The sequence below is a fragment of the Neobacillus sp. DZ-9 genome, from assembly GCF_059587065.1.
Genome location: NZ_JCAIOL010000002.1, coordinates 633,817 through 658,837 on the forward strand (window position 1 = coordinate 633,817; position 25,021 = coordinate 658,837).

Below are 25,021 nucleotides of genomic sequence, written 5' to 3' on the forward strand. Positions count from 1 at the left end.
TAAAAAAATGCATAAATACTCACAAATACTTATAAATATTCACTTTAAACCATGTGATAAAAATGAAGAAGTGATGGTGAATTCGAAATATTTCAAAAAGCTATTTGGACAAAACCTTGACAATGTATATTCCCACATTTACAATTAACATGTATATTTTACATTTTTGGAAATATTACAATGCGAAAAGCCGTAGTGCTTGCTGTATGTTGAGTCTAAACAATGTACATGCCGACACTTAAAAAAAAATCAAACAAAAGTTCATAGCAAGAGGAGGTGTAACGATGGAACCAATTACTATCATCTCCATTTTGCTTGGCCTTATCGTCGGTGCCGTTGTTGGCTATTTTATTCGTAGATCCATTGCTGAAGCAAAAATAGCGGGGGCAAAGAATGCTGCAGAGCAGATTCTTGAAGATGCGAAACGTGATGCTGATTCATTAAAAAAGGAAGCCCTGTTAGAGGCAAAGGATGAAATTCACAAGCTTCGAACTGAAGCGGAGCGTGAGGTTCGTGAACGAAGAAATGAACTGCAAAAACAAGAAAACCGTTTACTGCAAAGAGAAGAGAATTTAGATCGAAAGGATGAAGCGTTAAATAAGCGTGAAATTCTATTAGAAAAGAAGGATGATTCTCTAAACCAAAGACAACAGCATATTGAAGAGATGGAAAGCAAAGTGGACGAGTTGGTACGAACACAACAAACAGAACTTGAACGAATTTCGAGCTTAACTCGTGAGGAAGCTAAGTCGATCATAATAGACCGCATGGAACAGGAACTTACTGTAGAAACCGCGGTTATGATCAAGGAAAGCGAAAATCGTGCAAAAGAGGAAGCTGATAAGAAAGCGAAGGAAATCCTTTCGTTAGCAATCCAACGTTGCGCTGCTGACCATGTTGCGGAAACGACAGTCTCTGTCGTCAACCTTCCAAATGATGAAATGAAAGGCCGTATCATTGGCCGTGAAGGTCGAAACATCCGTACACTTGAAACATTAACAGGAATTGATTTAATTATTGACGATACTCCTGAAGCTGTTATTCTATCAGGCTTTGACCCTATTCGTCGTGAAACGGCTCGCTTAGCACTTGAAAAGCTTGTACAAGATGGCCGTATCCACCCTGCAAGAATTGAGGAAATGGTTGAGAAGTCTCGTCGCGAAGTGGATGAGTATATCCGCGAAGTGGGTGAACAAACCACATTTGAAGTGGGCGTACATGGACTCCATCCAGATCTTATCAAAATTCTTGGCCGCTTAAAGTTCCGTACAAGTTACGGTCAAAATGTGCTTAAGCATTCTATGGAAGTGGCACAGCTTTCAGGTTTGCTGGCCGCTGAACTTGGTCAAGATGAAACATTAGCAAGACGTGCCGGATTGCTTCATGATATCGGTAAAGCAATTGACCATGAAGTGGAAGGAAGCCATGTTGAAATCGGGGTAGAACTTGCAACGAAATACAAGGAACATCCTGTGGTTATCAACAGTATTGCATCACATCATGGTGATACAGAGCCAACTTCAACCATTGCTGTTTTAGTTGCTGCTGCTGATGCCCTATCTGCTGCAAGACCAGGTGCTCGTAGTGAAACGCTTGAAAACTATATTCGCCGTCTTGAAAAGCTTGAAGAGATTTCAGAATCCTATGAAGGTGTCGAGAAATCCTTTGCTATTCAAGCAGGCCGTGAAGTGAGGATTATCGTTAGACCGGATACGATTGACGATCTTGCTGCACATCGCCTTGCACGCGATATTCGCAAGCGAATCGAAGAAGAGCTCGATTATCCAGGACATATTAAAGTCACAGTTATCCGTGAAACACGGGCTGTAGAATATGCAAAATAAAGCGGTGCGCATGCACCGCTTTATTTTTTGGGGACTCTTTAGCGATTAAATACTGGGCAACTGTGATACAATTTAATCAATACTATTTTTATTTATGAAAGGGCAATAACATGAATTTATTATTTATCGGAGATGTTGTCGGTTCACCTGGAAGAGATATGGTAAAGGAGTACTTGCCAAAGCTAAAAGAAAAATATCGACCTCATTTAACGATTATCAATGGCGAAAATGCCGCAGGTGGAAAAGGAATTACTGAAAAAATTTACCGTCAGTTTTTAGAACAAGGTGCTCAGGCTGTAACATTAGGGAATCATGCCTGGGATAATCGAGAAATTTTTGAGTTTATTGATACAGCCAAATATTTGGTTCGACCAGCAAACTTTCCAAAAGATACGCCAGGAAAAGGGATCGTTTTTCTAAAAATAAATGAGTTAGAAGTGGCGATTATTAATCTGCAGGGACGCACTTTCATGAATCCAATTGATTGTCCCTTCCAAAAAGCGGATGAACTCGTTTCCCTTGCAAAAGAAAGAACTCCCTTTATATTTGTGGATTTTCATGCAGAAGTAACAAGTGAGAAACAGGCAATGGGCTGGTATTTAGATGGAAGGGTATCTGCAGTTGTGGGGACTCACACGCATGTCCAGACGGCCGATAACCGTATCTTGCCTGGGGGAACGGCCTATTTAACAGATGTCGGCATGACTGGCCCATATGACGGTATTTTAGGGGTGGAAAAAGAAGCCGTCCTTAAACGCTTCCTAACAAGCCTTCCGGTTCGGTTTGAAGTACCATCTGGGGGAAGAAACCAGCTTAGTGCCGTTTTAATTGATTTGGACCGAAAAACAGGCCATGCTAAAAAGATACAACCAATTCTTATAAATGATGAACATCCGTTTTATTCTTAGGAGCAAATTACCCAATTTGCTCTTTTTATTTTCCTTTTTATCGTCCAAGCCGGAATATGTCAATTTCAAAGTGAATATAGTAGCAGTGGAATGCTATATACCTGATTTGTTCATGAAACTGCTCATGCGGGATCGGGATTTTACAAGGGGGAGCTAGGAATGGAAATATTAAAAGTTTCAGCAAAATCTAATCCTAATTCTGTAGCTGGTGCACTTGCCGGAGTTCTGCGTGAAAGAGGTGCAGCGGAAATACAGGCCATTGGTGCGGGTGCATTAAATCAAGCCGTAAAGGCAGTAGCCATTGCTCGAGGATTTGTAGCACCTAGCGGAGTTGATTTGATCTGTGTCCCTGCGTTTACCGATATTTTGATTGACGGGGAAGAACGCACAGCTATAAAGTTAATTGTGGAGCCGCGTTAGAAAGAGTATCAGCATCCAAAATGTGGAGAAAATGAAACACTATTACCTCTGCCTGTCTGGGTTACATCCAGCAGGTTTTTTTATTCCTATTTTTTACAAATATGGTTGCAAATTTTCTGATTGGAAACAATGCTATTGATATTGAATTAATATTATTCTGATATAGAACAACAAGGTTCAGAGATATCCATATCGAAAGTACAAAAGTAAGTGAAAAATTAGAAAAACAGCGTGAGAAAAAAGGATTGAACTGTTGTGATGCAAGTGCCTAACGTTGAAGTAAATAGCAAAGTTAAAATAATAAAAAAATATACATATTTTAGACAATATTTCGCTTGAAAGGGTTGCAATTTTGAGTACATAGGTCTAGAATTGAAAGCGTTTAGTACGTATCCATTTTTCTAGATTTTATGTCTTTAAAGCGTTAAATAAAGAAAATTCTAGTGATTTACTCGGAAAAGTGCTACACTATGAATGATTTAATTACTTATTTTTTACATATCCAAAGGGGTGTAAGTCATGATCAATCAACTTTCGTGGAAAGTTGGCGGACAACAAGGGGAAGGTATTGAAAGTACTGGGGAAATCTTTGCAATCGCATTGAATCGCCTGGGATATTACTTGTATGGTTATCGTCACTTTTCATCTCGTATCAAAGGCGGCCATACGAACAATAAGATTCGCGTGAGCACAACAGAAGTTCGGTCCATTTCTGACGATCTTGATATCCTAGTCGCGTTTGACCAAGAGACAATTGATTTAAATTACAAAGAACTTCACAGTAAAGGCGTAATCCTTGCTGATGCAAAGTTTGATCCAAAAAAGCCTGAAGATACTGAAGCATCCCTGTATGCGGTTCCATTCACAGAGATTGCTACTCAGCTTGGAACTTCTTTAATGAAGAACATGGTTGCTATTGGTGCAACGTCTGCAGTATTAGACTTAGATATTCATGTATTTGAAGTAGTAGTTCGCGAGATTTTTGGCAAAAAAGGCGACCAAGTTGTTGCGAAAAACATGGATGCCATCAAAGCGGGCTTTGATTATATGAAAGAAAAAATGGATGCAAATGTTCCAACAATGGTACTTGAAAAAGCAGATGGCAAACATCGTATGTTTATGATTGGAAATGATGCGATTGCTTTAGGCGCACTTGCTGCTGGATGCCGTTTCATGGCTGCATACCCTATTACACCTGCATCTGATATCATGGAATATTTAATTAAAAAATTACCTGCCGTTGGCGGTACAGTTATCCAGACAGAAGATGAAATCGCTGCAGCTACCATGACAATTGGAGCAAGCTACGGTGGTGTTCGTGCACTTACTGCTTCTTCAGGTCCTGGATTATCCTTGAAAATGGAAGCAATTGGACTAGCTGGTATTACAGAAACTCCACTTGTTATTGTGGACACTCAACGTGGTGGTCCATCAACAGGGCTTCCAACAAAACAAGAACAATCAGATTTAATGGCAATGATTTATGGTACACATGGTGAAATTCCAAAAATCGTTATGGCTCCAAGTACTGTACAAGAGGCTTTCTATGATACTGCTGAAGCTTTCAACTTGGCAGAGGAGTATCAATGCCCTGTCATCGTTTTATCTGACCTTCAATTATCTTTAGGAAAACAAACAGTTGAACCGCTTGATGTTTCTAAAGTTGAAATTAGACGCGGTAAGCTCGTAAATGAAGAGCTTCCTGAAATTGAAAACAAAGGTTACTTTAAGCGTTACGAAGTTACAGAAGATGGCGTTTCACCACGTACAATTCCAGGAATGAAAAATGGTATTCACCATGTTACTGGAGTAGAGCATGCTGAAACAGGTAAACCATCTGAATCTGCAACAAATCGGAATGCTCAAATGGATAAACGTTTCCGGAAGGTTGAAAATATTCGCTTTAATACACCTGTTTATAAAAATGCGCCACACGAGGATGCAGATCTGTTAATCGTTGGTTTTAATTCAACACGTGGTGTGATCGAAGAATCGATGGGACGCTTAGAAAAAGATGGATTGAAAGTAAACCATGCACAAATTCGTTTAATTCATCCATTCCCTTCAGACGAATTGCTTCCACTTGTTCGTTCTGCCAAAAAAGTGATTGTAGTGGAAAACAATGCGACTGGACAGTTAGCAAATATCATGAAAATGAATATCGGTCATGCTGAAAAAATTACTAAATTCCTAAAATATGATGGAAATCCATTTTTGCCTCACGAAGTTCATTCAAAATGTAAGGAGTTGTTCTAAATGGCCACTTTTAAAGACTTTCGAAATGATGTAAAACCGAACTGGTGTCCAGGCTGTGGCGACTTCTCTGTACAGGCTGCAATGCAACGTGCGGCGGCAAATGTTGGTCTAGTACCGGAAAATTTAGCCGTTATTTCAGGGATAGGCTGTTCTGGTCGTATCTCTGGTTATATTAATGCTTACGGTTTCCATGGAATCCATGGCCGTTCACTTCCGATTGCCCAAGGTGTTAAAATGGCCAATCGTGATTTAACGGTTATCGCTTCCGGTGGTGACGGTGACGGTTATGCAATTGGTATGGCTCATACCGTTCATGCCATTCGCCGTAACATTGACATTACCTACGTTGTAATGGATAACCAAATTTATGGTTTAACAAAAGGACAAACATCTCCACGTTCGGCAGTTGGATTTAAAACAAAATCTACTCCGATGGGGTCAATCGAACAATCGATTTCACCTATGGAATTGGCTTTAACAGTAGGGGCAACCTTTGTTGCACAAAGTTTCTCTACTGATTTAAAAGACCTAACAGCATTAATTGAAGCGGGGATTAATCACAAAGGCTTCTCATTAATCAATGTATTTAGCCCTTGCGTAACCTATAATAAAGTAAACACCTACGACTGGTTTAAAGAAAACTTAACGAAGCTTAGTGATGTTGAAGGATATGATGCATCAAACCGTGAAATGGCAATGCAGACATTAATGAAGCATAACGGCTTAGTTACTGGACTTATTTACCAAAATACGGAGCGTCCATCTTATCAAGAATTACTAACTGGATACTCAGAAGATCCGTTAGTAGATGCAAATCTAAACCTTGATCAAGCACACTTCGATAAATTAGTTGCAGAATTTATGTAATAATTATGAAAATCCCGGGGAAATGTTTTTCTCGGGATTTTTTTGATTATTAAAGTGAAAAACATCACATATAAAATACTTCTCTTCCATTATCATTATTATTTGGCGGCATTATTATGATTACATAATTGTCTTTATAGTAGCGTGTTTACAGGGATTGCTATTGTTTTCAGTCTTGTAAACCTTTATACTATAATAATGTGCAGATAGAGCAATCGGCATCCTATCTTTATAGCACAGGTAAATAATTACAAACAATAATCTTATAGACGAATCTTTATTATTAAAGGTTTTGTGTTGATTTTTTGCATCCTGTTGATTGGAGCGGAAGTCGCGAGCCTCCTGCGGGAGTACGGGGCAGGGGAGACCCCGCAGGCGCTAAAGCGCCGAGGAGGCTCCCCGAGCTGCCCTAAGGTGCGCGAAGCGTCTGGAGCGGAAATTAACAGGCAAATTAAAAAGTACCATTTTTAAATGAAAGGGGTCTTTACACACATGAATGAAAAGCAACGATTAGAAGGTCAACAAGTAGCAGCTGCTAATTCTTCGGACAAAAAATCCGCCAAGGACTACAGCAAATACTTTGAACAAGTCATTACCGCACCTTCTTTAAAAGATGCAAAAAAGCGTGGTAAAGAAGAAGTTAAATATCATAATGATTTTGCTATTCCTGAAGAGTTCAAAGGAATGGGTGAAGGTAGAAAGTTCTATATTAGAACATATGGCTGCCAAATGAACGAGCATGATACGGAAGTTATGGCTGGGATCTTTTTAGCATTAGGCTATGAGCCAACAGACAATACGGAGGATGCCAACGTTATTCTCCTAAATACCTGTGCTATCCGTGAAAATGCTGAAAATAAAGTATTTGGCGAACTTGGCCACTTAAAAGCATTGAAAATGGAAAAGCCAGACTTACTTCTAGGTGTATGCGGATGTATGTCTCAAGAGGAATCTGTAGTTAATAAGATCTTGAAAACGTATCAACAAGTTGACATGATTTTTGGAACTCACAATATTCACCGCTTACCAAATATTTTGCATGAAGCCTATATGTCAAAGGAAATGGTAATTGAGGTATGGTCTAAGGAAGGAGACGTTATTGAAAACCTTCCAAAAGTACGCCGCGGCAATATCAAAGCATGGGTTAACATTATGTACGGTTGTGATAAATTCTGTACGTATTGCATTGTTCCGTATACACGTGGAAAAGAAAGAAGCCGTCGTCCAGAAGAAATTATCCAAGAGGTGCGCCATCTAGCAGCACAAGGCTACCAGGAAGTCACCTTACTTGGTCAAAACGTAAATGCTTATGGTAAAGATTTAGAAGGCATGAACTATGGTTTAGGCGACTTGATGGATGAATTGCGTAAGATTGATATTCCAAGAATTCGTTTTACGACGAGCCATCCACGTGATTTTGATGATCACTTGATTGAAGTTCTTGCCAAAGGCGGAAACTTAATGGATCATATCCATTTACCAGTTCAATCTGGATCAACAGATGTATTAAAAATTATGGCACGAAAATACACAAGAGAGCAATATTTGGAGCTTGTGAAAAAGATTAAAGCAGCTATTCCAAATGTTGCATTGACCACAGATATTATAGTTGGGTATCCAAACGAGACGGATGAGCAGTTTGAAGAAACAATGTCTCTATATAAAGAAGTTGGTTATGAATTAGCCTATACATTTATTTACTCTCCACGGGAAGGGACTCCTGCTGCCAAAATGGAGGATAATGTCCCAATGGAAGTAAAGAAAGCGCGTCTACAGCGTTTAAATGCCCTTGTGAATGAACTTTCTCTCGAAGCGATGAAAAAGCACGAGGGTCAGGTTCTTGATGTACTTATCGAAGGCGAAAGTAAGAATAACCCAGATGTCCTAGCCGGTTACACTTCAAGAAACAAGCTTGTTAACGTCGTAGCGCCTAAAACAGCTATCGGGAAAATCATCAAAGTAAAAATTACAGAAGCCAAAACATGGTCATTAAACGGAGAAATGGTTGAAGAACTACAAGTAGCAGAGGTGAAATAAGGTGACGAAGTATACTAAAGACGATATCGTCGCTCGTGCGACAGAATTAGCACGCATGATTGCAGAAACAGATGAAGTTGACTTTTTTAAAAGTGCAGAAGCACAAATTCATGAAAACCCGAAGGTTAAAACATTAATTTCAGATATTAAAGGTTTGCAAAAGCAAGCTGTAAACCTTCAACATTATGGGAAACCAGAAGCATTGAAAAAGGTGGAAGACAAAATTGCATCTATTGAACAGGAATTGGATGAAATCCCAGTTGTTCAAGACTTTAAGCAATCTCAAGTGGATGTAAATGAATTGCTTCAGCTTATTGCTTCAACCATTTCTAATACTGTAACCGACGAAATCATCATTTCCACTGGTGGGAATTTATTGATGGGGGAAACCGGTGCCAGCATGAAAAGTGGCGGCGGAGACTGCGGCGGCCACGACGACTGCGATCACGATCATTAATCAATAGAGCCAGGCTTATTAAATAAGCCGGCTCTATTTTTTTACCTTTTTTTAAAGTACAAGGCAAAAAGGCACATACCTAGATAACCCGCATAAAATGAAACATATCTAAACATTTAACCAGTATTTCCAAAATTATATATCACACTAGTCTATAAATTAGCATAGGATGAATTGAAACTGAATGAGGAGGGTTCGCGCGAAATGGGAGATTACAGAGAGATATTTGCAAAAGCCGTCGTAGCGAAAGGACGTAAATTTACCCAGTCCAATCATACAATAAGCCCGGCACACAGTCCAACCAGCATCCTTGGCTGTTGGATTATCAACCATAAATATAACGCGAAGAAAGTCGGCAAGACTGTAGAGATACACGGCTCTTATGACATCAACGTTTGGTACTCTTTTAACGATAACACCAAAACAGAAGTAGTAACTGAACGTGTTACCTACACAGATGTCATTAAGTTAAAGTACCGTGATCATGACTGCTTGGATGACAATGAGATTGTTGCCCGCGTGCTGCAGCAGCCAAATTGTACAGAAGCAGTTATCTCCCCAAATGGCAATCGCATCATTGTACATGTGGAAAGGGAATTCCTTGTTGAAGTGATTGGCGAGACAAAAATTTGTGTTGCCGTCTCTAAAAGCCATAAATGTGATGACGATGACTGGGGAGCGGATGTAGACGACGAAGAATTTGAAGAACTAAATCCAGATTTCTTAGTCGGCGGGGAAGAAGAATAACATGAACTAGGAGGTTTTTACTTCCTAGTTTTTTTCTTTTTGGCTGTGCTAAAGGCAGTGGTTGATTTGTTAACAATGTTGATTGGAGCGGAAGGCGCGAAGACTCCTGCGGGAGTACGAGACAGGGGAGACCCCACAGGCGGTTAAGCGCCGAGGAGGCTCCCCGGCACGCCCGCGAACCGCTCGCGCCTGGAGCGCAAATCAACATCAAAGTTTAACAGAGCATTCTTTTTAAAACATGAATTTTTTCCAGCAAAAGGATGCACCTTAATTCTAGGAGGTGTGATTCATTGGAACCTAGACAACCAGGAAATAAAAAGCTGCCTGATTTTGATCAATTAAACGACCGAATCATTGCAGAAAGCTCATCAGAACCGATGCTCGTCATTAAAACAAATCTGGATCCAAAAGATTCAACAGAAAATAATCCATATTATCAGAACGATGACGCCAAAAATCCAAAAGCGTTTAAGGAGTATTTTGAAGAATAGGATAAGCCAGGTAAACTTTATCCCTGGCTTTTTGTCCATTCTGGTTTCAATAATGACAAAACATATGTATCATGATTTTGGTCATTTTGCCTAATGTAACCCCGCAGTAACCCTTCATTCGTAAAGCCAATTTTTTTAAGTAGATTTAAGGATGCCTCATTTTCTGGATATACAACGGCTCCGATTCGATATAAGTCCAATTGACCAAAGGAAAATCGCAGTACCTCATTAATAGCCTCGGATGCATACCCCTTTTTCCAAAAGGCTGGATGCAATTCATAACCGATTTCAGCTCGTTTATTTTTTAAATTCAGAACATTTAAACCGATTGTACCAATAATCCTTTGATTTTCCTTCAGTTTGATTCCCCAGCGGATCCCGCGCTTTTCATGAAAGTTTTTCTGGAACATGTCAATTAATCGTGTTGCTTCCGCCTGTAAAATGAAGGTGTCGGTCCCATAAAACCTCGTAACTTCTTCTAATGATAAAATTTCATAAATGCTATCCATATGTTTATGCGTTATTTCAATTAATTTCAGTCTTTTCGTTCCTAAAATGGGAAAATCCAAATGTTATCACCCCTTATTTATCAGTGTAAAGGGTGAGGTATTAAAAATAAAGATATTATCAATGTAGGAATAACATTTTTTCTTGCTTGAATGTAAGATAAGATGAGAAAATATTTTTAGCAAAGTTTCTCGAATTGGGGTTGTGTGAATGCAGCTAGGCAAATATATATCATTAATAGAAACCGAATTATTACCGCAAATTTTCCTTACGACTCCGAGCCCTTTCGATCCTATCATTGTCGAAAATCGTTCAAGCTCATGGAAAACGGTAGGAAGTGGTAATTATGCTGGGGTTTTTGCGAACGATATTAATCCTTTATTGGTTGTAAAGGTTTACGGAAGAGATCCTGATGAGTTAAAAAAAGAAATTGAAGTCTATAAAAAATTAGGGGACCATAAAGCATACTCCAATCTCTATGCATATAGTGACAGCTATTTAGTTTTAAAAAAAATTGACGGGATTACTTTATTTGATGCTTTAGTAAAGGGTGTACCCATTCCTGAAAGTGTGATTGAGGATATTGATAATGGGCTGGAATATGCTCGATCTGTTGGTTTGAATCCCTTCGATGTTCACGGCAAAAATGTCGTCATGTCAAATGGACGCGGATACATCGTGGATGTTTCAGATTTCTACAAGCAGGGCTATTGCAGTAAGTGGGATGATTTGAAAAAAGCGTATTACAAGATTTATAGACCTTTTCTTAAAAAATACCATCCCTCGATTCCTTTTTATGTTGTAGATGGTATTAGAAAAGGATATCGGTTATACAGGAAGTTTTTTAGAAAGGTGGAGACAATGTGAATTTTCCTTTCTATATTTTCGGCATCCATCCCCATTTGTTATTTGAATCATTAGCGTACTTTATTGGCTTTCGTGTATATTTATACACCCGAAATAAAGAAAGAATACCAATGGATAAAGCCTTATGGGTTATTGTTGGAGCCGCTTTAGGTGCTGCCATTGGTTCGAAATTTCTCTATTGGCTGGAAGACCCGAACAAGACACTGGAAAATTGGGATAATCTTGTTTATCTGATCGAAGGGAAAACCATTGTTGGCGGCTTGTTAGGTGGATTAATAGGGGTTGAAACAGCGAAAAAATGGATCGGTTGGACCCGTTCTACTGGTGATGATTTTGTTCTCCCATTAGCTGTTGGAATGATGATTGGGAGAATAGGCTGCTTTTTAACTGGTTTAGATGACCATACATATGGAATTGCTACTTCATGGATAACCGGTGTAGACTTTGGGGATGGAATAAAGCGCCATCCTACCCAATTATATGAGATTGTTTTCTTGGGGATTGTAGCTATGCTGCTTTTTCAATTAAAAAAGAAAAATATCGGCTGGGAAGGATTACTGTTCCAGCTATTCATGTTAAGTTACCTTGCGTTTCGCTTCATGATTGATTTTATTAAACCTACTCCGCATCCATATTGGATTCTTAATAATATTCAGCTTGCCAGTTTACTAGGAATCGCATATTACATATGGCTGATAAATAAAAAACAAACAGAAAAAAGGAGAGAAATCCATGCCTAACCGTCCCTATTTATTTTATGAGTTAACAAACAGTATTTGTTCGACTTGTTTACGGAAGGTGGAAGCGAAAGTTATTATTGAAAACGAAAAAGTCTTCCTTGTGAAGCATTGTATCCACCATGGAAGAGAAAAGGTTTTGATTTCAACGGATGTCGAATATTATAAATGGTGCCGTGAGTTCATAAAGCCATCGGAAATGCCGTACCGCTGGAATACCCCGATTAAATATGGCTGTCCTTATGATTGCGGCCTTTGCCCAGACCATGAACAACACAGTTGTTTGACCTTATTAGAAATTACCGAGAAATGCAATCTGCAATGTCCCATTTGCTATGCCGAATCATCTCCCCATAAAGGAGGCTTCCGGAGTCTGAAAAAAATTGAATTTATGCTCGATAACATTATTAAAAATGAACGCAATCCTGATATTGTCCAGATTAGCGGCGGGGAACCTACGATACATCCGCAGTTCTTTGAAATACTTGATATGGCAAAATCAAGACCAATCAGGCATATTATGGTGAATACCAATGGGCTCCGGATTGCGAATGATAAAGAATTTGTGAAGCGTTTGGCAACCTATTCTCCAGGTTTTGAAATCTATCTTCAATTCGATAGTTTTGAAAAAGAAGCCCTTGAGGAATTAAGGGGAGTAGATTTAAGAGATGTTAGACAAAAAGCGATTGAGAATTTAAATGAATATAATATTTCAACGACGCTAGTTGTCACGTTGAAAAAGGGTTTGAATGACCAGGAGGTAGGAAAAATCATTCAATATGGCCTGAAACAAAAATGTGTCAGAGGAGTCACTTTCCAACCAATTCAAGCTGCTGGCAGATTGGAAGACTATGATCCTTCAACAAATCGCTTAACCTTAAGTGAAGTCCGGCAAATGATCATCGACCAGTCCAATGTTTTTGGTTCAAAGGATATCATACCAGTTCCGTGTCACCCAGATTGTCTTGCCATGGGCTACGCTCTGAAACTAAATGGTTCAGTTACCCCTTTAACTGGATTAATTGATCCAAACATTCTGCTTGAAGGAGAACGAAATACGATCGTTTTTGAACAAGACGATAACATTAAAAATATGATCTTTAAATTGTTCTCTTTAAATCATTCACCTGATTCTTCGGCATTGTCGCTGAAAGATTTATTATGCTGCTTACCAAAGGTAGCGATGCCTGGTCCGATTGGCTATGACAATGTGTTTCGCGTCATCATTATGCAATTTTTAGATGCGTATAATTTTGATGTCCGCTCAGTCAAGAAATCTTGTGTTCATATCGCACATCCAGATGGCCGGATCATTCCATTTGATACCTATAATTTATTTTACCGTGATGATAAAGAGCAAGAGCTTATGAAAATTCGAGCTGAGCTTGAGGGGAAAACCTTCATTAACGCTGAATAAAAAGGGAGTGTAGGTATTTGAGTCAAAATCAGGGGAATCAGAAGGACGGCTCCTTAAAAGACCTTTGGATTGGAATTGGGATCACACTCGGAATTTACCTCATTGGATTACTAGTATTATTAATTGGGTTACCTTTATTTTTTGGCTATGTGTGTTTAGCTGCAATCGCTCTTTTGGTGATTCCAATTGTATGTTTCACAAAGGGAAAAAAACGGATGGGACAAGGTGCGTTAATTGGGATTGGGTTAAATATTTTATTATTTTCCGCATGTTTTGGAATCCTCATTTCCAATTTTTAAGTTGATGACAAGTAATTCGGCAGGCACAATTTCTTTGTGTCTGCTTTTTAATGTGCGCCCGACAAAAACGTTTCATAAAGCCCGCCAGCTCAGGATTATCACCATGATGATCGATAAGAACGGTTCATAAATCCAGTCCTTTCATTGGGCACTTAAATTGATTAATTAATCATTTCAATATCACTGTAAACATATTCATTAAAGAGTATGTAAACAGGGAGTGGTGGAATAGATGGATGATCGTCAATTTCGTAACGCAATGGGGAAATTTGCTACAGGCGTAACAGTGGTGGCAACACAAGTGGATGGGAAAGTGAATGGAATGACAGCAAATGCGTTCATGTCTGTCTCCCTTAATCCTAAACTAGTAGTTGTCTCAATAGCTGAAAAAGCATCCATGCTGGAAAAAATTAAACAAAGCAAATCATTTTCGGTGAATATATTAGCTGCTGATCAGCAAGAATTGTCAATGATTTTTGCTGGACAACTGAAAGAACATCGTGAAGTACAGTTTGACTGGCTGGGAGGAATACCCGTTTTACATGGGTCGCTGGCGCAAATTACCTGTGAAGTCTCAGCTGCCCATATAGAAGGGGATCATACTCTGTTTATTGGAAAAGTAAAAGAAATTAACATAGATGATTCTGAGCCGCTAATTTATTTCAGTGGAAGATACCGGAAATTAACAGAAGAATAATATCTATTTTAGAAAAAGCCTTTAAGGTAAAATTTTACTTGAAACCTAATTCCGAAAAATGCGCCGAGAAATCAGGCGCATTTTTTGTGTTAATTTCGGCTGTAGAAACACAGCTAGTAAAAGAAAGCACATTTTTGTAAGTTTTTTGAGAGAAAACCCTTAACTAAAATCGAATACTTACTTTGTTTAATTAACCTTTTGAATCCAATGTTTCTACTAAATATTTAGATTATTTGATATTGGATGTGTATTTATAATATTATGAAAATAAGAAAGTTTATTCTATGAAAGCAAAGAAGAGGTTTAAGTATACATTAGCTGAAGAAAAAGCTGTTACAGTTTAGTCATAAGTTTTAATGGAGGGCATCACTAATGGATATTCAAAAAGCAGCAACTGCCTTATTGGAGGCGGAAATCTACAAAAAACCGATTGAGCCTTTCACGTCATCAACAGAAGTTATTTCTGTTGATGATGCCTATCAAATCCAGCTTCAGCAAATCCGCCGAAAGGTAGAAAATGGTTCGGTGATTGTTGGAAGAAAAATTGGCCTTACAAGCAAAGCCATGCAGGAAATGTTTAATGTGAATCAACCTGATTATGGACATATCCTAAATGACATGATTTTTGACGATGGTGAGACCATATCGCTTGATCGATTTATTCAGCCGAAAGTCGAATTTGAAATTGCCTTTGTCTTGAAAAAAGATTTACAAGGTCCTGGGATTACGTTAAAGGATGTAATTGATGCAACCGATTATATTGTTCCGGCACTGGAAATCATCGATAGCAGGATAAAGGATTGGCAAATCAAATTCGAGGATACAGTAGCTGACAATGGTTCATCAGCCGGGGCGGTAATCGGTAAAAAAACGACCCCAATCAATGGTCATGACCTCTCTAGAATTGGGATGAGGGTTTATAAAAACGGTAAATTTTTAGATTCAGTAATCGGAGCAGCGGTAATGGGACATCCGGCAATGGCGGTTGCCTGGCTGGCAAATGCGCTCGGCAGCTACGGAATTTCTCTTCATGCAGGAGAATTCATTCTAGCAGGAGCACTTTCAAAGGCAGCTGTCATCGAACGTGGTGACACTTTCACGGCAGAATTTGATCATCTTGGTTCAGTATCTGCAAGGTTTAAATAGGAAATGAAATGGAGACTCCTTGTATGCAGAATGTAAGGAGTCTTTATATTAACTAAATTTTGATGAATGAGAGGAGACAGGAAAATGGGGTTACAGATTGTAAGATTTGAAAAAGACCAAAAAGAACGATGGGGAGTTCTTTCAGGAGAAACGATCAGTGTATTACAAGGTACATATAACAGCTTAGCTGATTTTTTGGAAAAGGGGAAAGAGGAAGCAGCAAAAATAAAAGAACAGGAAAAGGCAGAGAATATTTCATTAAATGAAGTAACATTGTTGAGTCCGGTGACCAAGCCCGCGAGAATAATTTGTCAGGGTGTAAATTACGCTACACATCGTTCAGAGACAGGAATGGAAGCAACAAGGCCGCCTTTCAATATGATTTTTAGTAAAGCAGATAGTTCTTTGTGCGGTGCATACAATGAAATTGTTCGCCCTTTGAATGTAAAACTGCTGGACTATGAACTTGAACTAGGGCTGGTAATCGGAGCAGATATCACAGAGCAAGTGAAAGTGTACGACGAAAATCTTCATCAATATATTGCCGGTCTAGTTATTGTCAATGATGTTTCAGCGCGTGATGTACAATTACCTCAGGGGCAATGGCTAAAAGGAAAAAGCTTTCGAACTTTTTGTCCTGTAGGTCCTTATCTTTACTTGCTTGACAAGGATGAACTGCCGTTGATTCATGATCTTCAGCTCAATCTTTGGGTAAATGATGAATTAAGGCAATCCTGCAACTCTAGTCAATTACTATATAAGCCTGCTGAAACACTAACTGAACTCTCAGAGGTGATGGATCTATCTCCAGGGGATTTGATCGTAACCGGCACTGGCGGCGGGGTTGCACTGAATCTTTCACCAGAAGTAAATGCACTGCTATCAAATTTGTCGGTCCCATATCAGCAAAAGCTGGATTTGCTTGTGGAAAAGCAATTAGAAGGCGGTAAATACCTAAGGGATGGGGATATCATTCGCTGTCAAATTAATAGTGCAAATGGGAAAATTGATTTAGGCGAGCAAAAAAATAAAGTGGTTAAGAGTAAAAACCTTGTCAGTTCAAAATAGATTTTATTCACACTTGAATTGAATCCGTAAGGAAAGGAGAAACAAGATGATTGTACAACTTGATAACGTCTCGTTGAAACGGGATGGAAAGTGGATTTTACAAAACGTTAAGTGGCAAATTGATAAAGGGGACCATTGGGTACTATTTGGATTAAATGGCTCCGGTAAAACAGCCATCCTAAATCTGCTTAACGCGTACTTTTTCCCGACAAAAGGGAAGATCAATGTACTAGGAATGGAATTCGGAAAGACCTACCTGGGTGACAAGCTTCGAAAGCAGATTGGGTTTGTTTCGTCCTCCCTTCAAGAAAAATTTCATTCCGGAGATAATGCCTTTGAAGTGGTCCTTAGTGGAGCATTTGCTTCCATTGGACTATACGAAATCCCAACAGATGAAATGAGAAAAAAAGCAGGTTCTTTAATAGAGGTGCTTGGCTGCAACGCGTATGCCAACCGAAATTATCAAACATTATCCCAAGGAGAAAAGCAGCGGGTTCTCATTGCCCGTGCCCTAATGGCTGATCCATCTTTGCTTATACTTGACGAGCCAACCAACGGATTGGATTTTATTGCCCGTGAGCAGCTGTTGGAATCTATTGAAAGTATTACTGCACAGCCTGATGCGCCAACCATTATCTATGTTACTCATCACGTGGAGGAAATCCTGCCTGTTTTCAATAAAACACTATTACTGAAAGAGGGGCAGGTTTATGCAGCGGGAAATACAGAAGAAATGATTTCAAGTGAAAATCTCACTCCATTCTTTGAGCTCCCTGTAAATGTCTTTTGGGAGAATAACCGGCCTCTCCTTTCTAAAAAGAAAGAGAAAGTTTTCTCAACGTAATTATCAAAAAGTATCGTGTGCTTTTGAATTCAAATTTGTTTACGAAGTGACATTTTATATGCATGAACAAAATGTTCGAACTTGGCATACATTGCTTTAAGGAATTTAACTTAAAGGATGGTCTATATGTCCGGTTTTCCAATTCAAGTGAAAATTGATACTGTTACTGGCGGAGTAATCCAATTTGGCGGAGCAGTATTTGTATCTCCCAAAAATGCATTGAAGAGTACACATGGTTCAGGCGCTTCAAATAATGGTGTTAATATCCTAAATATTAATGGGCCTAGTACAACCAACACAGTGGATACTGATGTAATTGACCAGCCAATTGTTAATGATAATTAATTTAAGTTATTTGATGTTTGGGTGTGTAATAAAAAACCGCTTCCTAAAAAAATTGGGGATGCGGTTTTTATTTTAATAAAGTAATTTCCAGAATATAAACATTTTTATTTCTCTCTAATGTGAGAATAACATAATGGAATTAGTTATAGTTAAATCTCGTTCGAACGAAAGAAGGATGAATCTGGAAAGCGCAAGCTTTATTAGATTCATCCATTATTTTTATTGATTTGATTCAACTGGCAGCCAGGTTTGGGACCATTTTTCTATTTCTTTTATAATCGGCTGTAAGGCTTGCCCTTTTTCGGTTAAAGAATATTCAATTCGTACTGGTGTTTCCGGGAATACTTCGCGTTTAACGATATCAAGATTCTCTAAATCCTTTAGTCGCTCCGAAAGAACCCTCCCGCTTATTCCCATAGAAGATTCTAATGCGCAGAAGCGCTTCGGTCCTGATAACAGTTGATAAAGGACAAGACCGGTCCACCGTTGGCTCAAGATCCCCATCGCTTTTTCAAATCGAGGACACATGATAGACTGATTCATTGTTCATCACCCTTTATTAGTATAATTAGTATTAATTGTATAATTACAATACAACACAAATTTATTTGACATAAGTAAGTTTAAAAAATATAATTACTTACATAAAGTAACTAACTAATTTTATTTTACTCTAACCAATTGGTTTTATCAATATGTCATTAACATAAAAAGGGGTTTTCAATCATGAATATGGAGTCGGATGTTTGCATTGTTGGTGCAGGTCCCGGCGGCGCCCTTTTAGGATATTTGCTTGCGAAAAAAGGCATTTCAACGATTGTTCTCGAACGTCATGAGGGAATAGACAAGGAATTCAGGGGCGAACATCTTAATCAGGACGGAGAACAAATTTTAAAAAAACATGGTCTTTATCATCAAGTCGAGCAAGCTGGACTGCTTTTAATGGACCGAATCGAATATAGGTACAATGGAGAGGTAATCAAGACAGTCACACCTGCTGATGGAGAGAAGCATGTCGGGATCCATGTTCCACAAAAGAATTTGTTAAGTGCATTGATTTCAGCTTCTGAATCCTTTGCGAATTACAAATTGATGATGGGGACAAAGGTGTCTGAGTTAATTTTTGATAAAACTGGCAGTGTTGCCGGTCTGAAAGCTAATAAGGGCGACGAAGAAATGACCATTCACTGTAAGGTCGTTGTAGGTGCAGATGGGCGGTACTCGTCTGTTAGAAAACTGGCAGACTTCTCCTTTACAACGATTAAACACGGGTATGATCTGCTTTGGGCGAAGATTCCAAGCCCTGCAGGTTGGGAGCCGGTCATTAAAAATGCACTTATCGATGGACAGCAGCTTGCCTTATTTACTCAAGCAGGCGGGTTTATCCAGATTGGCTGGAATATTGAGGAGAATTCGTATACAACTTTGAAAAAACAATCTTTCGCCCCATTTATTGAGCGAGTAATGGCGGCTTTTCCAGAGTTAACTGAAACGCTTCAAACACGGATTCAATCCTGGAATGATTTTATTTTATTAAAGGTACAAAGCTGTCAATGTCCAACTTGGGTGAAGGACGGAGTCGTCATTATGGGGGACGCAGCCCATACGATGAGTCCGACTGGAGCCTTTGGTATTAATTGTGCCTTAATGGATGCGGATGTTTTAGCTGATGTCATAGGCAAGGCACTGAACAAACAGGATGTGAGTGCTGCTCAATTAAAACCGTTTGAACTTTCGCGGCGTGATGACGTCGAAAGACTACAAATGCAGCAGTTTGTGAAAGAGAGAACGTATCAAGATAATTTTGTCGTTTCGGTATTATCCTAAGGGTTCGAGGAATGGCATAAATCTATGAATATGTGGAAGCGGGGGAAATCATAGTGGAACAAGTAAAATTAAATTCAAATGTTTTCTCTTTATTAGAGGATAAAATAAAAATGATAAAGAAAGGCAATGAAGCCATTTATCTGGTTGGGCCAATCAAGCTGCCTGTTAACTTAGATGGGAAAACAGTCGAGTTTAAATGGTATAGCTGGCTGAAGAGCGAAAATGCAACGGAAGATTTTCAGCATGTGATTGATCAACTATCGTCAGCTAATCTAGCAGATTATCAGCAATCAAGTGTGCTCATTTTTGGGGATTTTGAATATGGCGAGGAGGCATTAATTAGAATGCACTCAATCTGCCATACGGGAGACATCTTTGGCAGCAAGCGCTGCGATTGTGGTTTTCAGCTTAAACAATCGATGAAAATGATTAACGAGCATGGAACAGGGGCTTTATTTTATTTAGCCAACCATGAAGGCAGAGGTATTGGCTTATTTAGCAAGGCAATCGCCTATCTTCTTCAGGAAAATGGATTCGATACCGTAGAGGCGAATGAGGAACTTGGTTTTGCGGATGATTCAAGGAATTACGATGATGCCATCGAAGTCCTTAAAGCATTAAGAACAAAACCGGTAACACTCATTACAAACAATCCGAAAAAACTAAAAGCATTGAAAGCAGCGGGGCTTCCCGTTTCCGGAAGAACTCCACTTTGGGGGGATATCTCCGAGTACAATGAAAAATACTTACAAACGAAAGTAAAAAAATCAGGACATATGGGGTAGTCGCAAGCAAGGAGAAATTTTTCCTTGCTTTTTTTCACATTATAAATAGGTATGAATGAATTTGAAGGATGATGAACGTGGATGAACTATTGAGTAAATGCTGGCTAATTAAAAATGCTTTTAAAATAGATGTACAAGTGGTTGATCATCAATTACAAACGATATTGCACATATCAGATGACAGTGAGCCTTACATATTTATTGAAAGCCGAAAGAGAATGTATGTGGATGTTCAGAAAGCGGTAGAAGAGGCAAATAAATATAGTTTTTGTTTTCATACAGATTCTTTTCAACTTTCGTATTTGGCAGTTGGCCTTTATGAGGATGGACAGTTTCAAGGGATATTTTTAGGAGGACCTTTCTTGAATGAGCGGGTAACTGACCAATTGATCTGGAATGTCCTGAAGGAAAATCATCTTGAAAATAATTGGTTAAAACCAATTGAGAAATTTTATAAATCATTACCCTATTTGGGACAATCCTACTTAGCAATCGGGGATTTGTTAGTCAATTTATTAGTTAATCCGCGGGTTGCCTCCCAATTCATTACGACGAAAAAAAGAAATGCGCCTTATCAGCCGGATGTACAGCCGCAGAATTATGATATGGATGGGTTAGAAGTTAAATTAAGGTATGGGGCAGAGAAGAAATTTTTGCATTTTATCGAATTAGGTGATAAAGAAAATGCGATGAAAGCTTTGATTGATTATACAGGTGATTTTTCATATAGAGTTCCGGGGAATCCTTTAAGGGCGAAAAAGAATCTTAGCTTTTCAAGCAATACGCTGAACCGGTTAGCGGCCGCAAAGGGAGGAGTGGAACCTCAGTATTTACATGCGATTTCGGAAAAGTTTGCCCTTAGGATTGAGGCAGCGGTTACAATGGCCGAATTAGATTCGTTAAGCTTCAATATGATAGATGAATATTGTGAGGCGGTTAAGAATTTCGCTGTTAAAGGGCACAGCAAAGTGGTAAGGAAAGCGTTAATGTATATCAATCTCAATTTTCAAGAACCCATCAATTTGCAAAGGATAGCAGATGAAATTGGGTTTAATCGATCCTACCTCGCGCAGAAATTTAAAGAAGAAATGAAAATTAGTTTGATTGATTATCTTCAACAAAAGCGAATTAATGAGGCCGTTTTTCTAATAGAACAAGGGCGTTTATCTATAACTGACATTGGTTTGCAAGTGGGATTTAGCAGCTATAATTATTTTTGTAAAATATTTAAAGAGGTAAAAGGAATGACCGCTACAGATTATATTAAGACGGTAAACAATTAAAAAAATATTTTGGACTAGTGGGCAATTTTATATAAAAGTCAGCAATATTGGGTGTGAAACCGTGTTCAAAACGCTAATATGAACCTAAGGGATGTGTATCTAGCTTAGGAGGGATTAAAATGGCACATAAATCTAAACAACCGAATCTTGAAGTTAGAGTCAAGAATATCATTGAAGTGGATGGCTTAAAATTTAAAGATTTGAATGGAAATGGGAAACTGGATCCTTATAAGGATTGGCGATTGAGTCCGAAAGAACGTGCCGAGAATCTGTTATCATTGATGAATATCGATGAAAAGGTCGGTATGATGCTTATCAATACACGTCAGATGGGCCTTTCTCAAAAGGATAAGAGTAAGACAAGTCATGATGGTGTGCTGGATGAAGGTATTGTGGAGAAAGGTGAAAATATTTTTGCTGCTTCAAAAATATGGGGAACAACCCATACCATTGAAAATATGCATTTGCGACACTTCATTCTCCGTGACAATTGGAGCCCGGCTCAAATGGCAGAGTGGGTCAATACCATGAATGAGGTATGTGAGGGAACACGCCTTGGTATTCCTTGTTTAATCGCATCGAATTCAAGAAACGAAAATACAGAGTTTATCTTTGGCATGAATGATGCCGCCGGGATTTTCTCCACTTGGCCGGGAACGTTAGGGCTTGCTGCAGCAGCAAAAGGGGAAATCAAAAATGGCGGTGATGCTTCGCTTATCAGCCAATTTGCTGAAATAGCCCATGATGAGTGGGATGCGGTTGGGATAAGGAAGGGTTATATGTATATGGCAGATACCGTTACAGACCCAAGATGGCAGCGGATTTATGGTACGTTTGGAGAAGACCCGGAATTTATTTCAGATGCGATCGGACGTCTTATAGATGGATTTCAAGGGGAGGAATTAGGAAACCATAGTATTGCGATGACAACCAAGCATTTTCCTGGCGGCGGAGCAAGAGAAAATGGTTTTGATCCCCATTATGAAGAAGGAAAGTGGAATCTATACCCTACGCCAGGAAGCTTAGAAAAGTATCACCTGCCTCCGTTTCAGGCAGCAGCAGATCATGGGACTTCATCATTTATGCCATATTACTCCATTCCAAGCATCAAAAAAAGTGTAGTACAAGAATTCCAAGGTGAAGACATCCCTTTTGAAGAGGTGGGCTTTACATTTAATCATTATTTCTTAAATCAGATCCTTAGAGGAAAGCTTGGATTCAAAGGATATATCAATAGTGACAGCGGCGTTACAAATAAAATGAGCTGGGGCGTTGAAAACTTAAGCGAAGCAGAACGTTTTGCAAAAGCGATCAATGCCGGAACAGATCTTGTTTCAGACACAAATGATGTTGAAAATCTTAAAAAAGCAATTGAGAACGGCAGGATCAGTGTTAAACGCATCGATGAAGCGAATGTACGACTCCTTACAGAAATGTTTGCTTTAGGACTATTCGATGATCGTACCTATGTTTCACCAGATCATGCCGCTGAAGTGGTTAACAATCCGGCTAACTGGGATGCAGCATATGAAGCGCATAAAAAATCAGTAACTGTACTAAAAAATCACAATCAGACCTTGCCATTAACAGCGGAAAAGCTTAATAATAAAAAGGTTTATATAGAAGTTTTTCACAAGGAGCCAGAACGTGCAGCTTCTTACACTGAAAAAGCTAGGAAGGAATGCCAAGAACTTGGGCAGTTTACTTTGACTGATAACTACGAAGAAGCTGATGCAGCGATATTGTTTTTAAGTCCAAAATCCGGTGCTTATTTCAACGCGACACCTGGACTTTTAGAACTTGAAATATGCGAGAATAAGACTTTAACTGCTTTAGATGGTTCTACGTATCAAGAAACGACTTTGACTGGAATGGATCATCTAAAGGAAGTAGCGGACAGTATCCATATCCGAGGAGGAAAAGTCATTATTAGCGTGAATGTCATTCTGCCGTGGATACTTGGAAATGTTGAACCTCTTGCAGATGTATTGATTGCTGGATACGATACCTACTATAAGGCGCAGTATGAGGTAATGGAAGGCAAAAGCCGTCCAGTTGGGGTATTACCGTTGACATTGCCTGCGAGTGATGCAGTCATTGCAGTTGATGAAAATGGTAATTGTGTGTCAAGAAACGATGTACCAGGTTACGACAAGGATCAATATATGCCTGACGGACTCCAATATGCCTATAAGGATAGCGATGGTAATGTCTATAAACTTGGTCATGGGTTAACATTTTAATGCAGCTGAAGGCGGGCAGCGTTAAACCTTGGTTATTCAGGGTTTGACGCTTTTTTTTTACCCTCCCGAGGAGTGACCAGTATTATTTGTAAAAGGAGGCGACGGTCGATAAGAGCGGTTCATAAAGCCCGTCAGCAGTAAAAAATAGAGACGACGGTCGATAAGAGCAGTTCATAAAGCCCGACAGTACTAAAAAATGGAGATGACGGTCGATAAGAGCGGTTCATAAAGCCCGTCAGTACTAAAAAATGGAGATGACGGTCGATAAGAGCGGTTCATAAAGCCCGTCAGTACTAAAAAATGGAGATGACGGTCGATAAGAGCGGTTCATAAAGCCCGTCAGTACTAAAAAATGGAGATGACGGTCGATAAGAGCGGTTCATAAAGCCCGACAGTACTAAAAAATGGAGATGAAGGTCGATAAGAGCGGTTCATAAAGCCCGACAGTACTAAAAAATGGAGATGAAGGTCGATAAGAGCGGTTCATAAAGCCCGACAGTACTAAAAAATGGAGACGACGGTCGATAAGAGCGGCTCATAAAGCCCGACAGTACTAAAAAATAGAGACGAGGGTCGATAAGAGCAGTTCATAAAGCCCGACAGTACTAAAAAATGTAGATGACGGTCGATAAGAACGGCTAATAAACCCGTCACTACTAAAAAATAGAGTCGAAGGTGATTTGTGATAGAGTATATTTTTCCAACCTAATCAGACAATAAAATGATGGTGGACATACTAGTTTTGAAAGGGGATTACAATGGAAAAAAATATAAAAACACCACAGAATTTAAGTTACGAATCAGATGGAAAAATGGGCAAGGCCAACAATAAGGTAAATGCTGACGAAAAAGAGCAGCGAGAATTTTTCAATACCACTCAAGACAGTGAATAGTAAAAGAAAAACCTACTTTCAATCAGGTTAGTAGGT

At 39.1% G+C, this 25,021-nt stretch carries 25 protein-coding genes; 23 read left to right on the top strand and 2 right to left on the bottom strand.

Going from position 1 to position 25,021, the window contains the following annotated elements; all coding sequences use genetic code 11:
- Positions 1-284 precede the first annotated feature (284 nt).
- The 9 genes from rny (at position 285) to AC59HZ_RS07705 (ending at position 10,027) form a co-directional block, all read left to right on the top strand.
- Positions 285-1,844, top strand: a complete 1,560-nt coding sequence (gene rny, locus AC59HZ_RS07665) for a ribonuclease Y (RefSeq protein ID WP_430068591.1) — start codon at positions 285-287, stop codon at positions 1,842-1,844.
- 110 nt (positions 1,845-1,954) lie between these two features.
- Positions 1,955-2,752 (top strand): TIGR00282 family metallophosphoesterase, encoded by a 798-nt coding sequence (locus tag AC59HZ_RS07670; RefSeq protein ID WP_496545222.1) that lies wholly within the window; start codon positions 1,955-1,957, stop codon positions 2,750-2,752.
- 159 nt (positions 2,753-2,911) lie between these two features.
- Positions 2,912-3,172, top strand: a complete 261-nt coding sequence (gene spoVS, locus AC59HZ_RS07675; protein ID WP_038541258.1) for a stage V sporulation protein SpoVS — start codon at positions 2,912-2,914, stop codon at positions 3,170-3,172.
- Between the two features lie 519 nt (positions 3,173-3,691).
- Positions 3,692-5,428: a 2-oxoacid:acceptor oxidoreductase subunit alpha gene (locus tag AC59HZ_RS07680; protein WP_496545223.1), complete on the top strand. Its 1,737-nt coding sequence runs from the start codon at positions 3,692-3,694 to the stop codon at positions 5,426-5,428.
- A complete protein-coding gene (locus AC59HZ_RS07685) occupies positions 5,429-6,295 on the top strand; it encodes a 2-oxoacid:ferredoxin oxidoreductase subunit beta (RefSeq protein WP_496545224.1) in 867 nt (288 codons plus the stop codon). It begins immediately after the preceding gene.
- Between the two features lie 492 nt (positions 6,296-6,787).
- Positions 6,788-8,332: a tRNA (N6-isopentenyl adenosine(37)-C2)-methylthiotransferase MiaB gene (miaB, locus tag AC59HZ_RS07690; RefSeq protein WP_496545225.1), complete on the top strand. Its 1,545-nt coding sequence runs from the start codon at positions 6,788-6,790 to the stop codon at positions 8,330-8,332.
- Between the two features lies 1 nt (position 8,333).
- Entirely contained in the window at positions 8,334-8,789 is a 456-nt protein-coding gene (locus tag AC59HZ_RS07695) for a YlbF/YmcA family competence regulator (protein ID WP_496545226.1), read from the top strand.
- A gap of 204 nt (positions 8,790-8,993) precedes the next feature.
- The gene (locus AC59HZ_RS07700) at positions 8,994-9,536 is read left to right on the top strand and encodes an outer spore coat protein CotE (RefSeq protein ID WP_430068579.1); all 543 of its coding nucleotides are present in this window, start codon (positions 8,994-8,996) and stop codon (positions 9,534-9,536) included.
- Positions 9,537-9,826: 290 nt separating this feature from the next.
- Complete coding sequence (locus tag AC59HZ_RS07705) at positions 9,827-10,027, top strand: hypothetical protein (RefSeq protein WP_496545227.1); 201 nt, start codon at positions 9,827-9,829, stop codon at positions 10,025-10,027.
- A gap of 17 nt (positions 10,028-10,044) precedes the next feature.
- Here the strand turns inward: AC59HZ_RS07705 and AC59HZ_RS07710 are convergent, their stop codons facing one another.
- Positions 10,045-10,596 carry a GNAT family N-acetyltransferase gene (locus AC59HZ_RS07710; RefSeq protein ID WP_496545228.1) on the bottom strand — a complete coding sequence of 184 codons (552 nt, stop codon included), beginning with the start codon at positions 10,594-10,596 and terminating at the stop codon, positions 10,045-10,047.
- Positions 10,597-10,744: 148 nt separating this feature from the next.
- On the opposite strand from AC59HZ_RS07710, the gene AC59HZ_RS07715 reads away from it, so the two are divergent.
- From AC59HZ_RS07715 to AC59HZ_RS07755, 9 genes are all read left to right on the top strand, one after another.
- On the top strand, positions 10,745-11,401 hold the full coding sequence (locus tag AC59HZ_RS07715) for a serine/threonine protein kinase (protein WP_496545229.1): 657 nt from the start codon (positions 10,745-10,747) through the stop codon (positions 11,399-11,401).
- A complete protein-coding gene (locus AC59HZ_RS07720; RefSeq protein ID WP_496545230.1) occupies positions 11,398-12,141 on the top strand; it encodes a prolipoprotein diacylglyceryl transferase in 744 nt (247 codons plus the stop codon). The genes AC59HZ_RS07715 and AC59HZ_RS07720 overlap by 4 nt, the downstream gene beginning before the upstream one ends.
- The gene (locus AC59HZ_RS07725) at positions 12,134-13,555 is read left to right on the top strand and encodes a radical SAM protein (protein ID WP_496545231.1); all 1,422 of its coding nucleotides are present in this window, start codon (positions 12,134-12,136) and stop codon (positions 13,553-13,555) included. The genes AC59HZ_RS07720 and AC59HZ_RS07725 overlap by 8 nt, the downstream gene beginning before the upstream one ends.
- A 17-nt stretch (positions 13,556-13,572) precedes the next feature.
- Complete coding sequence (locus AC59HZ_RS07730; RefSeq protein WP_496545232.1) at positions 13,573-13,854, top strand: hypothetical protein; 282 nt, start codon at positions 13,573-13,575, stop codon at positions 13,852-13,854.
- 232 nt (positions 13,855-14,086) lie between these two features.
- Positions 14,087-14,551, top strand: a complete 465-nt coding sequence (locus tag AC59HZ_RS07735) for a flavin reductase family protein (protein WP_496545233.1) — start codon at positions 14,087-14,089, stop codon at positions 14,549-14,551.
- Between the two features lie 372 nt (positions 14,552-14,923).
- Positions 14,924-15,697 (top strand): 2-keto-4-pentenoate hydratase, encoded by a 774-nt coding sequence (locus AC59HZ_RS07740; protein ID WP_496545234.1) that lies wholly within the window; start codon positions 14,924-14,926, stop codon positions 15,695-15,697.
- A gap of 84 nt (positions 15,698-15,781) precedes the next feature.
- Positions 15,782-16,765, top strand: a complete 984-nt coding sequence (locus AC59HZ_RS07745; protein WP_496545235.1) for a fumarylacetoacetate hydrolase family protein — start codon at positions 15,782-15,784, stop codon at positions 16,763-16,765.
- Between the two features lie 46 nt (positions 16,766-16,811).
- Positions 16,812-17,609: an ABC transporter ATP-binding protein gene (locus AC59HZ_RS07750; RefSeq protein WP_496545236.1), complete on the top strand. Its 798-nt coding sequence runs from the start codon at positions 16,812-16,814 to the stop codon at positions 17,607-17,609.
- A gap of 126 nt (positions 17,610-17,735) precedes the next feature.
- Entirely contained in the window at positions 17,736-17,954 is a 219-nt protein-coding gene (locus AC59HZ_RS07755; protein WP_496545237.1) for a spore germination protein, read from the top strand.
- 219 nt (positions 17,955-18,173) lie between these two features.
- Here AC59HZ_RS07755 and AC59HZ_RS07760 read toward each other — a convergent pair whose 3' ends face one another.
- On the bottom strand, positions 18,174-18,497 hold the full coding sequence (locus AC59HZ_RS07760) for a winged helix-turn-helix transcriptional regulator (RefSeq protein WP_496545238.1): 324 nt from the start codon (positions 18,495-18,497) through the stop codon (positions 18,174-18,176).
- Positions 18,498-18,680: 183 nt separating this feature from the next.
- Here AC59HZ_RS07760 and AC59HZ_RS07765 point away from each other — a divergent pair, with 183 nt between their 5' ends.
- From AC59HZ_RS07765 to AC59HZ_RS07785, 5 genes are all read left to right on the top strand, one after another.
- Positions 18,681-19,781: an FAD-dependent monooxygenase gene (locus AC59HZ_RS07765; protein ID WP_496545239.1), complete on the top strand. Its 1,101-nt coding sequence runs from the start codon at positions 18,681-18,683 to the stop codon at positions 19,779-19,781.
- A gap of 53 nt (positions 19,782-19,834) precedes the next feature.
- Complete coding sequence (locus AC59HZ_RS07770; protein ID WP_496545240.1) at positions 19,835-20,566, top strand: GTP cyclohydrolase II; 732 nt, start codon at positions 19,835-19,837, stop codon at positions 20,564-20,566.
- A gap of 77 nt (positions 20,567-20,643) precedes the next feature.
- On the top strand, positions 20,644-21,849 hold the full coding sequence (locus AC59HZ_RS07775; RefSeq protein ID WP_496545241.1) for an AraC family transcriptional regulator: 1,206 nt from the start codon (positions 20,644-20,646) through the stop codon (positions 21,847-21,849).
- Positions 21,850-21,968: 119 nt separating this feature from the next.
- Complete coding sequence (locus AC59HZ_RS07780) at positions 21,969-24,092, top strand: glycoside hydrolase family 3 protein (RefSeq protein WP_496545242.1); 2,124 nt, start codon at positions 21,969-21,971, stop codon at positions 24,090-24,092.
- 758 nt (positions 24,093-24,850) lie between these two features.
- Entirely contained in the window at positions 24,851-24,985 is a 135-nt protein-coding gene (locus tag AC59HZ_RS07785) for a hypothetical protein (protein ID WP_496545243.1), read from the top strand.
- Positions 24,986-25,021 lie beyond the last annotated feature (36 nt).